Origin of the sequence: Streptococcus infantis (assembly GCF_047464155.1) — a bacterium.
Classification (GTDB): domain Bacteria; phylum Bacillota; class Bacilli; order Lactobacillales; family Streptococcaceae; genus Streptococcus; species Streptococcus infantis_U.
The window spans coordinates 1-12,058 of record NZ_JASHCL010000006.1 but is presented as its reverse complement, the minus strand read 5'-3'; the positions used below and the strand labels follow the sequence as shown (position 1 = coordinate 12,058).

Genomic DNA, 12,058 nt, shown 5'->3' with positions numbered 1-12,058 from the left:
TTCCAGGATACCGCTTCGTAGAGACTAAGAAACTTCCAAACGGCGACACAGAACATGTCTACGAAAAAGTGAAGACTAGTCACAAGGATAAAGACGGAAATGAAATTCCAGGATATCCAACAGAAGACGGCGAAAATCCTAAGAAAGACATTCCAGGATACCGCTTCGTAGAGACTAAGAAACTTCCAAACGGCGACACAGAACATGTCTACGAAAAAGTGAAGACTAGTCACAAGGATAAAGACGGAAATGAAATTCCAGGATATCCAACAGAAGACGGTGAAAATCCTAAGAAAGACATTCCAGGATACCGCTTCGTTGAAACTAAGAAGTTACCAAACGGTGACACAGAACATGTCTACGAAAAGATCACAACAACTCACGTTGACGAGAATGGAAACCCAATTCCAGGATATCCAACTGAGGATGGAGAACAACCTAAGAAAGATATTCCAGGTTATGAGTTTGTGAAGACTGTTGTAGATGCAAATGGAAACATCCAACACATCTACAAGAAAGTTGTAACTCCAGAAAAACCAGAAGCTCCAGTTAAACCAGCTCCAGCTAAGGAAAATACTCCTCAATTGCCAAACACAGGTACTAAGGATAATGCTAGCCTTGCTGCCCTTGGTTTAGTAGGTGTCTTGAGTGGATTTGGACTTATGGCTCGTAAAAAGAAAGAAGACTAATCAACTCTGTAAAGTAGTGAGAAAGTCACCTTTCTAATTAAAAACTAGTGCATCCAAGGATGTACTAGTTTTTTTAATCTCCTTGCTGCTTGTCTTAAGGATAGAACTATGCTACAATCGTGTAAAATAAACAAGGATATCAAGATATGAAAAGTGAATACCAAAAAATGATTGCGGGAGAACCTTATCACCCGTTCGACCCAGAACTTCGTGCGCTAGCACAAACAGCACGACAAAAGCAAGCCTCCTTTAATGAAGAAGTCGATCCCGTAAAAGGTATGGAAATCATCAAAGGCTGGTTTGGTTCTACTGGTGAAAATCTCTATGTCAATACTCGTTTGGTGGTGGATTATGGTGTCAATATTCATTTGGGAGAAAATTTTTATTCCAATTGGAATCTAACCATGTTGGATGTTTGTCCAATTACCATTGGTGACAATGCTATGATCGGTCCTAACTGCCAGTTTTTAACACCTCTTCATCCCCTGGATCCCGACGAACGAAATTCGGGTTTAGAATTTGGAAAACCAATCACGATTGGTAAAAACTTTTGGGCAGGAGGTGGCGTGATTGTCCTTCCAGGCGTTACACTAGGTGATAACGTTGTTGCAGGAGCAGGAGCTGTCATTACTAAATCTTTTGGTGACAATGTAGTTCTGGCAGGTAATCCAGCACGAGTTATCAAAGAAATTCCAGTCAAAGAAGAAAATTAAAAGAACAGCAAGATGCTGTTCTTTTTTTACCATAAGCAATGAGTATTAATGAAGTTCGGATGTGGTTAAGAAAATTTTCAGAAAAAATTTAGGCTTCTTTTAGGAAACTCCCGTAGACTAGGGTCATGTAAATGAAGATGAGGAAACTAGTATGAAAGCAAAAAAATGGACATTCTTATTAACGAGTATAGCAACTCTAGCACTGGTAACAGCATGTGCCCAGTCAACTTCAAATACATCAGCTAGCAATACCGCAACAACCACTACATCAACTACAAACGCTAAGAAAACTAGCTATTTTACGGATAAAGACTATGATACTTCTTACGATGAAAAGACGGCAGCAACTGTAACGCTGTCTGGATCTGCTGCAACTGTTTCTGGTGAAGGAGTTGCTGTGTCAGACTCTACCGTTACAATCTCTAAGTCAGGTACCTATGTAATTTCTGGCCAATCTGACGGTATTCAAATCAAGATTGAAGCTGAAAAAACAGATGATGTGCATCTCGTACTAAACGGTGTGACTATGACCAATACCAATGCTGCTATTTCTGCAAAATCAGCAGGTCATGTTTATGTGACCCTAGTAGATGGAACTACAAATAGCTTGTCAGATTCTGCTACTAATAGTGATGAAAAGGCCGATGCAGCCTTCTTCTCTAAAGTAGATTTGACCATCAATGGTAAAGGTACCCTCAATGTAGATGGTAAGAAAAATAACGGTATTAAAGCAAACGATACACTTCATATCACAGGTGGGACTTATAATATCACAGCAGTCGGAGATGCCTTTAATGTCAATGATGAACTTAACATTACTGGCACAACCATGACCGTTGATGCCAAGGAAGACGGAGTCAAGGTAGATAATGATGACGATACTTCTGTTGGAACCATGTATCTCTCTGATAATACTATCACTGTTACTGCTGGTGATGATGGTATTCATGCATCAGGTGATTTGGTTATCGATAGTGGTACCTATACTGTTAAGAATTCTACAGAAGGGCTTGAAGGTAAGTCTATCACTATTAACGGTGGAGACATTACTATTTACGCGACAGACGATGGTGTCAATGCAGCCAACAAAAATGCTCAACAAAGCGAAATTTTCTTTACCATGAATGGTGGGAACTTGACCGTTGAAGTTGGTCAAGGAGACACTGATCCGATTGACTCAAATGGTAATATCACGGTCACAGGCGGTACCATTAAAATGACTGGTCAGACAGGTTTCGACTTTGATGGAACAGCTAGCTATACAGGCGGAGATATCTACTTCAATGGCGAAAAACAAACTGAAATCGTCAATTCTATGCCTGGTGGCGGAGGAGCACCTGGTGGTGCTCCTCAAGGAAATGGTGGTCCTGGAGGTCCCGCTCCTGATGGACGTCCATAAAATAAAAATCTCCTTTCTCGAAAGAGAAGGGAGAGTTTCTTATGTTATTAGGACGAAAAAGAATTATTCTCCGTCTTTTTTAAAGATGTTTTTTACGCCAGATACTGCACCTTCGACAGCTTCTTTTGCATCTTCAGCAACTTCTTTAGCTTTTGAAGCTACTTTTTCTGCAGCTCCTTCTGCTTGAGTTTTAGTATCGCCAGTAAGTTTACCAAAACCTTCTTTGACAGAACCTTTAGCTTGGTTGAATTTTTCTTCGATTGACATGGGGGTTACCTCCGATAATGTATTGTATTATCTAAATCAAATCAGATAATAAACTAAGTATATACCCATTATTGTTAAAAAGCAAAAAACTGATACGAAAAGCATCAGTTTATTTTTTTAATAGGTTACAATGTTCAATTGGCCTTTATCATACTCAGCGATAAAGATATTAGAAACGTCTTCGAAACCTTCTTCTTTTAATTTTTCTGTTAGCCATTCTTCAGATTTGCCAATTGTTTCTAGGATTTCAACTTGGACAACACCGTCGGTAATAATTGGGTACTTAGGATTTTCATCGCCCATTCTTACGACAATCAATTGCCCGTTTTGTTCAATCACAGCTCGCTTGACGTCTTTTAGTTGGAAGATTCCTTGAGAGCGTAATTTAAGAGCTACATCAGCAGCTGCCAAGCCTTTTGAACGACAAGCTTCAGGGTCTAATTTTCCATTTTTTATGATAATAGTAGGTTTTCCATCAATTAAGTGTTTGACAAAGGAAATGTTAGTATTCAGCCATTTGAGGAGTAGGATGAGAATAGTCCATATAATTAAGATTGTTATGTACTGGATGATGGTGATCGAACTATTGTAGATGACCCCACCGATAATACCCCCGAGAACAAAGTTCTGTATCTGGTCCACTGCAGAACTTGGTGCAAGATTTCCTTTACCTGTTACATTGATAACAAAAACAAGAGAAAGTAGCCCCAAGGCTAATTTAATTGCAATTGTAGCAAAAAAGCTTATCATTTTTCAACCTCCACGAGTTCCACATCTGATTTATAGAGTTCCATCTTTTCTAATAAATAGCTATCTTGGTCAGTCCCACTAATGGCACGATAAAAATTGTCACCTACTTTAATAATCGCCCCATCAGTCACTGCTGATGTGTTGACATAAACATTTTTCTTATCAACACCTAACTCTTTTGATACAATTTCGATGAAGTGCAAGGAACTACGAAATTGATTATCATTGGATTGGTTGTTTTGAAGATTCGTAATGCTAATCAATACAAAAGCAATTAACGTCAAAATAGAAATGAGCGATAATTCACGGAACTTACTCCCTCTTTTATCTTTGAAAGCCTTAAATGCAAAGAATCCAGTCACAATCACTAAGAATGTCGACACAATAATCATGGTCCAATTCTGTTGACTAATCTGACTGAGAACATAGTCATATGAATAGAATTTCATAAGATTTCTCCTTTTTTAAATTCAACCTATTATAAACTAATTCCTAAGTTTTAGCAATTTTGTTAGTAGAGGAAAAAGCATTTAATGGTTGTTTACTACTTAAGGTAGGTTTTTCTGATTTGACTTAGCCTCCCGTCTTGACTTTCGTTTGGCTTTTGTTATAATAGTAAAAATTTAGAGGAGGTATTCTATGATTCAAAAACATGCTATTCCTATTTTAGAGTTTGACGATAATCCTCAGGCAGTCATCATGCCAAATCACGAAGGATTAGATTTACAGTTGCCAAAGAAGTGCATCTATGCATTTTTGGAAGAAGAGATTGACCGTTATGCTCAGGAAGTAGGGGCGGACTGTGTTGGTGAGTTCGTTTCTGCCACTAAAACCTATCCTGTTTATGTCATGAGTTACAAGGGTGAGGAAGTATGTCTGGCTCAGGCTCCCGTAGGTTCTGCCCCTGCGGCCCAGTTTATGGATTGGTTGATTGGCTACGGTGTGGAGAAAATCATTTCCACCGGTACTTGTGGCGTGTTAGTGAATATAGAAGAAAATGCCTTCCTAGTTCCAGTCCGTGCTCTGCGTGATGAAGGAACTAGTTACCATTATGCGCCACCTTCTCGTTATATGGATGTACATGTAGAAGCGATTTCTGCTATCGAGCAAGTCTTGGAACAACTAGGAATTCCTTACGAGGAGGTTATGACTTGGTCGACAGATGGTTTTTACCGAGAGACAGCTGAAAAGGTTGCCTATCGTAAGGAAGAAGGCTGTGCAGTTGTGGAGATGGAGTGTGCAGCTCTTGCAGCAGTTGCCCAGCTTCGAGGAGTAGTTTGGGGTCAACTTTTATTTACAGCCGACTCTCTAGCGGATTTAGAAAATTATGATAGCCGCGATTGGGGTTCAGAAGCTTTTGACAAGGCCTTAGAACTCTGTCTTGAAATCGTTAGTCATATGTGACTGCTTTAACTATTTTATGGTACAATGTAGCTATGTTATTCAAATCATTTTCGGAAAAAATAAACACGACCTTGGGACGTTTATCACCTGCTCGTCGAATTTTTTTAAGTTTTGCTTTGGTTATTTTCGCAGGCTCTCTTCTTTTGAGTCTGCCATTTGTGCAAGCAACAAGCTCCCAAGCAACCTATTTTGATCATCTCTTTACGGCTGTATCCATGGTCTGTGTAACAGGCCTCTTTACCCAATCAGTAGCTTCAACCTATAACATCTGGGGCCAATTAATTTGTATGGTCTTGATTCAAATTGGTGGTTTGGGGCTCATGACCTTTTTAGGGATTTTCTATATCCAAGGTAAGCAAAAACTCAGCCTTCGAGGTCGTGAAACGATTCTGGAGAGTTTTAGTTTTGAAGAAACCCAGTCTCTGAAGGATTTTCTACGTTCCATCTTCGTTACGACTTTTCTAGTAGAAGGATTCGGAGCCTTTCTGTTAAGTTTTCGTTTTGTTCCCGATTTTGGTTTAGGTCGGGGGATTTTCACTTCCATTTTCGTAGCCGTTTCTGCTTTTTGTAATGCTGGATTTGATAATTTTGGTAGTACGAGTTTGACAGACTTTCAGACAGACCCGTTGATTAATCTAGTGATTGCAGGATTAATTATTACGGGTGGTCTAGGTTTCATGGTCTGGTTTGATTTAGCTACCCAATTAGGAAAGAAGAAAAAGCGTCGTCTTCGCTTTCATACAAAGTTAGTCCTCTTCTTAACAGCAGGTATTTTATTTACCGGAACAGTTTCAACCCTCTTGATTGAGTGGAACAATCCAGGGACCATTGGAAATCTCAGTATCCCTGAGAAATTGCTGGTTAGCTTTTTCCAGACTGTTAGTATGAGGACAGCAGGTTTTGCTTCTATTGATTATACTCAAGCTCGACCGGTCACTTTGCTGATTTATATCTTACAAATGTTTCTCGGAGGGGCACCTGGTGGAACAGCCGGGGGACTTAAAATCACAACCTTCTTTGTATTGTTAGTATTTGCGCGCAGTGAACTTTTAGGATTGCCCCATGCCAATGTAGCTCGGAGAACGATTGAACCTCGGACAGTGCAAAAATCCTTCAGTGTCTTCATTGTTTTCTTGATAACTTTTTTGGTGGGTTTGATTTTACTTGGAATAACAGCAGAAGGGAATCCGAAATTTATCTACTTGATGTTTGAAACTATTTCTGCGCTTGCTACCGTTGGAGTAACAGCGAACTTGACACCAGAGTTAGGTAAGATAGCACTTAGCGTTGTCATGTTATTGATGTTTATAGGACGAATCGGGCCGTTGACGCTATTAGTTAGCTTGGCTGAGTATCGTCCAGACAAGAAAGATATGATCCACTATATGAAAGCAGATATTACTATAGGATAGGAAAGGATAAACTATGTCAGATCGGACAATCGGAATTTTAGGTTTAGGAATTTTTGGGAGTAGTGTTCTCGCAGCGCTTGCCAAGCATGATATCAATATCATAGCTATTGACGACCATGAGGAACTTATCAATCAATTTGAACCTGTTTTAGTTCGCGGTGTTGTTGGAGATATCACAGATGAAGAACTCTTGTTATCAGCCGGGATTGATACCTGTGATACGGTTGTGGTCGCAACTGGTGAAAACTTGGAGTCTAGTGTTCTTGCGGTTATGCATTGCAAGGATTTGGGAGTACCAACTGTTATTGCTAAGGTCAAAAGTCATACAGCAAAAAAAGTACTTGAAAAAATCGGTGCAGACTCTGTTATTTCACCAGAGTATGAAATGGGTCGTTCATTAGCGCAAACGATTCTCTTTCATAATAGCGTAGACGTCTTTCAGTTGGACAAGAATGTCTCCATTGTTGAGATGAAAATCCCTGCATCTTGGGTAGGTCAGAGTCTTAGCCAATTAAATCTTAGAGGACGCTATAATCTCAATATACTCGGTTTTCGTAAATACGAGAATGCTCCACTAGATGTTCAATTCGGACCGGAAGACCTTTTACAGTCTGATACCTATATCATGGCTATCATTAATAACCAATACTTAGATAATCTTGCAAACCTCAATGAGTAGAAGAAAAAGATTATTGAGTCAATATAAGTATTTTATAAGAGGGATTTAAGAAAAATTTTAACTTTTTCTTAATCCTTTTTAATTTTAGGAGATTATACTAGAGTCATCAAAAAAAGAAAACTCTAAGGAGAATCCTATGAAATTCAATCCAAATCAGAGATATACTCGTTGGTCTATTCGCCGTCTCAGTGTCGGTGTTGCTTCAGTTGTTGTAGCTAGTGGCTTCTTTGTTCTGGTCGGACAACCAAGTTCTGCGCGTGCTGATGTGGTCAATCCGACCACTGCTCAAGTCGTGCCAGGTGCAGATTCGGTGCGTGAAAAGAGCGACTTACCAGCAGAGGCTCTAAAAAAAGCAGTCGATGTAGCTCTTCCTTCAGAACAGGCAGATTCAGTACCTAAAGTAAGCTTGGATTCTACAAGCTCTCCAGAAAAAGCGGATGTAGCTGATAAAGACCAAGTAGTAGTTCCCAAAGAAGAAGTGCAAGCAAAACCAGAATCTAAGAAGCAAACAGAAGATACGGTTAAACCTGCAACAAATTCTGCTCCTGTAGTCTCTGGACAAGACTGTGAGGCAAGTGAAGCTCAACCAGCAACCACTCCAGCTGAAGTGCAAAAAGGTGTGGCTGACAATACCAAAGACACAGTAGATGTTCCAGCTTCTTACTTGGGCAAGGCCAATTACCCAGGCCCATTCACAGCCGGTGTTAACCAAGTTATCCCATATGAATTCTTCGCCGGTGACGGTATGTTGACTCGTTTGATTCTGAAGGCATCAGACAAGGCTCCATGGTCAGACAACGGTTCAGCTAAAAATCCTGCCCTCCCACCAGTAGAAAAATTAGGCAAAGGTCTCTACTTCTATGAAGTGGATTTGGCTGGCACTCAAGGTAAATCAGATAAAGAGCTTCTTGACCTTTTAAAACAAAATGGAACGCAAAGTTATAAAGCTACTATTAAAGTGTACGGAGCTAAAGATGGAAAACCTGACTTAACAAATCTCGTAGCGACTAAAGATTTGACTGTTAATTTGAACGCTTCAACCACACCAACTCAGGTTAAAGAGTCTGTTGTTAACAATGTCAAAGACATGATTGATGTTCCGGCTAGCTACCTTGACAAGGCTAATGTTCCTGGACCATTCTTGGCCGGCGTAAACCAAGTCATCCCATATGAAGCTTTTGGTGGTGATGGAATGTTGACTCGCCTTATCTTGAAAGCTTCAGACAAGGCCCCATGGTCAGACAACGGAATGGATAAAAATCCTGCTTTATTGGCACTTGAAGGCTTGGCTAAAGGCCAATATTTCTACGAAGTAGATTTGAATGGTAATACGGTTGGTAAAGATGGTCAGGCCTTACTTGAGCAACTTCGAGCTAACGGAACCTATACATATCTAGCTACTATTAAAGTCTATGGCTCTAAAGATGGCAAACCTGATTTAAGCAATCTGGTTGCTACTCGTCAAGTAACGATTCGACTTCATGGTTCAGAAATGATGTTCAAAACTCCTCAAGAAGATCAGATGGCAATGCCTTCTTCTACGTCAGATTCAATGAACAAAATGAAGGATATGACGAAGGAAGCCCAAGCTTCAGAGATGAGAATGGGTGATTCCATGGCTGAAACTAGGAAAAATGATGGGCAACCGATGCTACCAAATACTGGTGAAGCTCAAACGACTACAGCTGGACTTGGAGCCCTTGGCCTAGTCTTGGCAGGTCTTGTTGGATTTTTGGGTTGGAAAACCAAAAGAGAAGATTAAGGTTCAAATCATTTAAACATTACGGAAAATAGTGTTATACTAAAGCAAGTATAACACTGTTTTTGTCAAAGGAGTGTCAGATGAAAAAGACAATTTTGTTGGTTGATGATGAGATAGATATTCTAGATATTCAAAATCGCTATCTTTTACAGGCGGGTTATGATGTTTTAGTTGCCCATGATGGTAAGGAAGGATTAGAACTTTTTAGAAAAAAATCTATCGACCTCATTATCACAGATATCATGATGCCTAATATGGACGGTTATGATTTCATCAGTGAAGTTCAGTATATTGCTCCTGATCAACCCTTTCTCTTTACAACTGCTAAGACAAGCGAACAGGATAAGATTTATGGATTAAGTTTGGGAGCAGATGATTTTATAGCTAAACCGTTTAGCCCACGGGAATTGGTTTTGAGAGTGAATAATATCTTGCGCCGTCTTAGTCGTGGCGGAGAGACCGAGCAGATTGAGTTTGGTGACTTAGTGATCAACCATGGGACTCATGAAGTTCGCATTGGGGAACAGCCTTTGGAATTGACAGTGAAATCTTTTGAACTTCTATGGATATTAGCCAGCAATCCTGAGAGAGTCTTTTCAAAAACTGAACTTTACGAGAAGGTATGGCAAGAGGACTATGTGGATGATACCAATACACTCAATGTTCATATCCATGCTTTGAGACAAGAATTGAGTAAGTTCACGAATTTAAACACTCCTGCTATCAAAACGGTTTGGGGATTGGGCTATAAGATGGAAAGACCGAGAGGTAAAAAATGAAATTAAAAAGCTATATTTTAGTGGGGTATCTAGTTTCGACTCTACTAACGATTTTGGTCGTTTTCTGGGCAATCCAACGAATGTTGATTGAGAAAAGTGAAGTTTACTTTCTGGTTGGAATGACCTTGATTGCAAGTTTCATTGGCGCTGCAGTGAGCATCTTTCTTTTGTCACCTGTTTTTTCTTCTCTGAAACATTTGAAAAAACAAGCTCAGAATATAGCTGGCAAAGATTTCAGCACAGAAATTGAAACCAAAGGGCCGATAGAATTTCAAGAGTTGGGCCAGGCTTTTAATGACATGTCCCGCAATTTACAAGATACCTTTCAATCACTTGATGAGAGTGAGCAAGAAAAAAGAATGATGATTGCTCAGCTCTCTCACGATATTAAAACTCCCATTACCTCCATTCAGGTTACTGTGGAAGGAATTTTGGATGGAGTAATCAAGGAAGAGGAACGACTCCATTACTTAACCACGATTGGTCGCCAAACCGAGCGTTTAAACAAGCTAGTCGAGGAGTTGGATGTTTTGACTCTGAACGCTCAGCCCCAAGATATAGCTGACGAAGAAGTCGAAGATGTGTTTTTAGATCAGTTGTTGATTGAGTCGATGAGTGAATTTCAACTTCAGATTGAACAAGAGGAGCGAGATGTCTACATTCAAGTAAAGCCTGAGTCTGCGAAAGTCAAGAGCTATTATGACAAACTCTCTCGTATTCTAGTCAATTTGTTAAACAATGCATTTAAATATTCAGAACCTGGAACTAGGATTGAAGTTCTTGCTCAGTTAACAGAAGAAGAACTGATAATCAGTGTGAAAGACGAGGGTCAAGGTATTCTTCCTGAAGATTTGGAAAAAATTTTTAACCGACTTTATCGTGTAGAAACGTCGCGTAATATGAAAACAGGTGGGCATGGATTAGGTCTTGCGATTGCACAAGAACTGGCCCATCAGCTTGGTGGTAAAATCACAGCAGAAAGTCAATATGGCTTAGGAAGCAAGTTCACATTCTGCCTTAATTTGAAATAAAGGCGTAAAATCTCTTTACAAATCGACAGATTCATGATACAATAGCCTTTGTGTGAAATAGCAGCAGGAAAGCATGAAGCTCGTCAACAGGTGTCTTATAACAAGTAACCTTGGCTGTTTAGGCGAAGGGCATCTGCACGAATCAGGGCTTTCTAAGTGACTATTTCCGCCGAAATTATATTTATATTAGGAGGACATACATATGTCACGTTATACAGGACCATCTTGGAAACAAGCTCGTCGCCTTGGCCTTTCACTTACAGGTACAGGTAAAGAATTGGCACGTCGTAACTACGTACCAGGACAACACGGACCAAACAACCGTTCTAAATTGTCAGAATACGGTTTGCAATTGGCTGAAAAGCAAAAACTTCGTTTCACTTACGGAGTAGGTGAAAAACAATTCCGTAACTTGTTCGTACAAGCTACAAAAATCAAAGGCGGAATCCTTGGTTTCAACTTCATGCTTCTTTTGGAACGTCGTTTGGATAACGTAGTTTACCGTCTTGGTCTTGCGACTACTCGTCGTCAAGCTCGTCAATTCGTAAACCACGGTCACATCCTTGTTGACGGAAAACGCGTTGATATCCCATCATACCGCGTGACTCCAGGTCAAGTAATCTCAGTTCGTGAAAAATCATTGAAAGTTCCAGCTATCCTTGAAGCAGTTGAAGCTACTCTTGGACGTCCAGCATTCGTATCATTCGATGCTGAAAAATTGGAAGGTTCATTGACTCGTTTGCCAGAACGCGATGAAATCAACCCAGAAATCAACGAAGCACTTATCGTTGAATTCTACAACAAGATGCTTTAATTTTAAGATATTTCTTACAGAAAGCCTACAACAGTAGGCTTTTTGCTTTATCTTAAAATGTTGGCCTCTGGGTTTGTTCCCCTTTTTACTCCCCTTATAGTGCTTTTCGGTCTAGGAAGACTACTATTTAAAGTTAAAGATTAAGATTTAATAAAAAATATCAGAAAAAATAATCTCAAGTTCTTGACAAGGAGAAAAAAGTAGGTATAATAGAAAGAGTTGAAAAGCTCAAGGTCCGTTGGTCAAGGGGTTAAGACACCGCCTTTTCACGGCGGTAACACGGGTTCGAATCCCGTACGGACTATGGGTGTATCGCGGTTGATGGGAACAGGTTATAAAAAAAGTTAAAAAAACCTGTT

The 12,058-nt window shown here is 39.9% G+C and carries 13 protein-coding genes and 1 tRNA gene; 11 read left to right on the top strand and 3 right to left on the bottom strand.

Translation table 11 applies throughout. The features are described 5' to 3' along the window. The 3 genes from QM810_RS09315 to QM810_RS09305 form a co-directional block, all read left to right on the top strand. A partial coding sequence (locus tag QM810_RS09315) for a MucBP domain-containing protein (protein ID WP_414254657.1) occupies positions 1 to 689 on the top strand: 689 nt, incomplete at its 5' end. A 146-nt stretch (positions 690 to 835) separates the two neighbouring features. Continuing rightward, entirely contained in the window at positions 836 to 1,402 is a 567-nt protein-coding gene (locus tag QM810_RS09310) for a sugar O-acetyltransferase (RefSeq protein WP_414254656.1), read from the top strand. Between the two features lie 151 nt (positions 1,403 to 1,553). Beyond that, the gene (locus QM810_RS09305) at positions 1,554 to 2,801 is read left to right on the top strand and encodes a carbohydrate-binding domain-containing protein (protein WP_414254655.1); all 1,248 of its coding nucleotides are present in this window, start codon (positions 1,554 to 1,556) and stop codon (positions 2,799 to 2,801) included. A gap of 63 nt (positions 2,802 to 2,864) precedes the next feature. Here QM810_RS09305 and QM810_RS09300 read toward each other — a convergent pair whose 3' ends face one another. From QM810_RS09300 to QM810_RS09290, 3 genes are all read right to left on the bottom strand, one after another. Beyond that, on the bottom strand, positions 2,865 to 3,068 hold the full coding sequence (locus QM810_RS09300; protein ID WP_000020982.1) for a CsbD family protein: 204 nt from the start codon (positions 3,066 to 3,068) through the stop codon (positions 2,865 to 2,867). Positions 3,069 to 3,185: 117 nt separating this feature from the next. Next, a complete protein-coding gene (locus tag QM810_RS09295) occupies positions 3,186 to 3,818 on the bottom strand; it encodes a DUF421 domain-containing protein (protein ID WP_414254654.1) in 633 nt (210 codons plus the stop codon). Beyond that, positions 3,815 to 4,267 (bottom strand): DUF3290 family protein, encoded by a 453-nt coding sequence (locus QM810_RS09290; RefSeq protein ID WP_414254653.1) that lies wholly within the window; start codon positions 4,265 to 4,267, stop codon positions 3,815 to 3,817. Before QM810_RS09290 ends, QM810_RS09295 begins: the two co-directional genes overlap by 4 nt. A gap of 190 nt (positions 4,268 to 4,457) precedes the next feature. Between QM810_RS09290 and QM810_RS09285 the strand changes: the two genes are divergently transcribed. The 8 genes from QM810_RS09285 to QM810_RS09250 all read left to right on the top strand — a co-directional run bounded on the left by QM810_RS09285 (position 4,458) and on the right by QM810_RS09250 (position 12,003). Continuing rightward, positions 4,458 to 5,222: a nucleoside phosphorylase gene (locus QM810_RS09285; protein WP_414254652.1), complete on the top strand. Its 765-nt coding sequence runs from the start codon at positions 4,458 to 4,460 to the stop codon at positions 5,220 to 5,222. Between the two features lie 32 nt (positions 5,223 to 5,254). Then, positions 5,255 to 6,634 (top strand): TrkH family potassium uptake protein, encoded by a 1,380-nt coding sequence (locus tag QM810_RS09280; RefSeq protein WP_414254651.1) that lies wholly within the window; start codon positions 5,255 to 5,257, stop codon positions 6,632 to 6,634. 13 nt (positions 6,635 to 6,647) lie between these two features. Further along, on the top strand, positions 6,648 to 7,313 hold the full coding sequence (locus QM810_RS09275) for a potassium channel family protein (RefSeq protein ID WP_006150965.1): 666 nt from the start codon (positions 6,648 to 6,650) through the stop codon (positions 7,311 to 7,313). 136 nt (positions 7,314 to 7,449) lie between these two features. Further along, on the top strand, positions 7,450 to 9,075 hold the full coding sequence (locus QM810_RS09270) for an SSURE domain-containing protein (protein ID WP_414254650.1): 1,626 nt from the start codon (positions 7,450 to 7,452) through the stop codon (positions 9,073 to 9,075). A gap of 80 nt (positions 9,076 to 9,155) precedes the next feature. After that, the gene (locus QM810_RS09265) at positions 9,156 to 9,854 is read left to right on the top strand and encodes a response regulator transcription factor (protein WP_414254649.1); all 699 of its coding nucleotides are present in this window, start codon (positions 9,156 to 9,158) and stop codon (positions 9,852 to 9,854) included. Continuing rightward, positions 9,851 to 10,885 (top strand): sensor histidine kinase, encoded by a 1,035-nt coding sequence (locus QM810_RS09260; RefSeq protein ID WP_414254648.1) that lies wholly within the window; start codon positions 9,851 to 9,853, stop codon positions 10,883 to 10,885. The genes QM810_RS09265 and QM810_RS09260 overlap by 4 nt, the downstream gene beginning before the upstream one ends. Before the next feature lie 202 nt (positions 10,886 to 11,087). Beyond that, the gene (rpsD, locus tag QM810_RS09255; RefSeq protein WP_004253981.1) at positions 11,088 to 11,699 is read left to right on the top strand and encodes a 30S ribosomal protein S4; all 612 of its coding nucleotides are present in this window, start codon (positions 11,088 to 11,090) and stop codon (positions 11,697 to 11,699) included. Positions 11,700 to 11,931: 232 nt separating this feature from the next. Next, positions 11,932 to 12,003 (top strand) — tRNA-Glu (locus tag QM810_RS09250). Positions 12,004 to 12,058 lie beyond the last annotated feature (55 nt).

Bases quoted from the DNA above. Each gene is read 5' to 3' on its own strand.
- QM810_RS09290 (WP_414254653.1), bottom strand. From the start codon at position 4,267: ATGAAATTCTATTCATATGACTATGTTCTCAGTCAGATTAGTCAACAG.
- rpsD (WP_004253981.1), top strand. From the start codon at position 11,088: ATGTCACGTTATACAGGACCATCTTGGAAACAAGCTCGTCGCCTTGGC.
- QM810_RS09280 (WP_414254651.1), top strand. From the start codon at position 5,255: ATGTTATTCAAATCATTTTCGGAAAAAATAAACACGACCTTGGGACGT.
- QM810_RS09265 (WP_414254649.1), top strand. From the start codon at position 9,156: ATGAAAAAGACAATTTTGTTGGTTGATGATGAGATAGATATTCTAGAT.
- QM810_RS09300 (WP_000020982.1), bottom strand. From the start codon at position 3,068: ATGTCAATCGAAGAAAAATTCAACCAAGCTAAAGGTTCTGTCAAAGAA.
- QM810_RS09260 (WP_414254648.1), top strand. From the start codon at position 9,851: ATGAAATTAAAAAGCTATATTTTAGTGGGGTATCTAGTTTCGACTCTA.
- QM810_RS09305 (WP_414254655.1), top strand. From the start codon at position 1,554: ATGAAAGCAAAAAAATGGACATTCTTATTAACGAGTATAGCAACTCTA.
- QM810_RS09270 (WP_414254650.1), top strand. From the start codon at position 7,450: ATGAAATTCAATCCAAATCAGAGATATACTCGTTGGTCTATTCGCCGT.
- QM810_RS09310 (WP_414254656.1), top strand. From the start codon at position 836: ATGAAAAGTGAATACCAAAAAATGATTGCGGGAGAACCTTATCACCCG.
- QM810_RS09285 (WP_414254652.1), top strand. From the start codon at position 4,458: ATGATTCAAAAACATGCTATTCCTATTTTAGAGTTTGACGATAATCCT.
- QM810_RS09275 (WP_006150965.1), top strand. From the start codon at position 6,648: ATGTCAGATCGGACAATCGGAATTTTAGGTTTAGGAATTTTTGGGAGT.
- QM810_RS09295 (WP_414254654.1), bottom strand. From the start codon at position 3,818: ATGATAAGCTTTTTTGCTACAATTGCAATTAAATTAGCCTTGGGGCTA.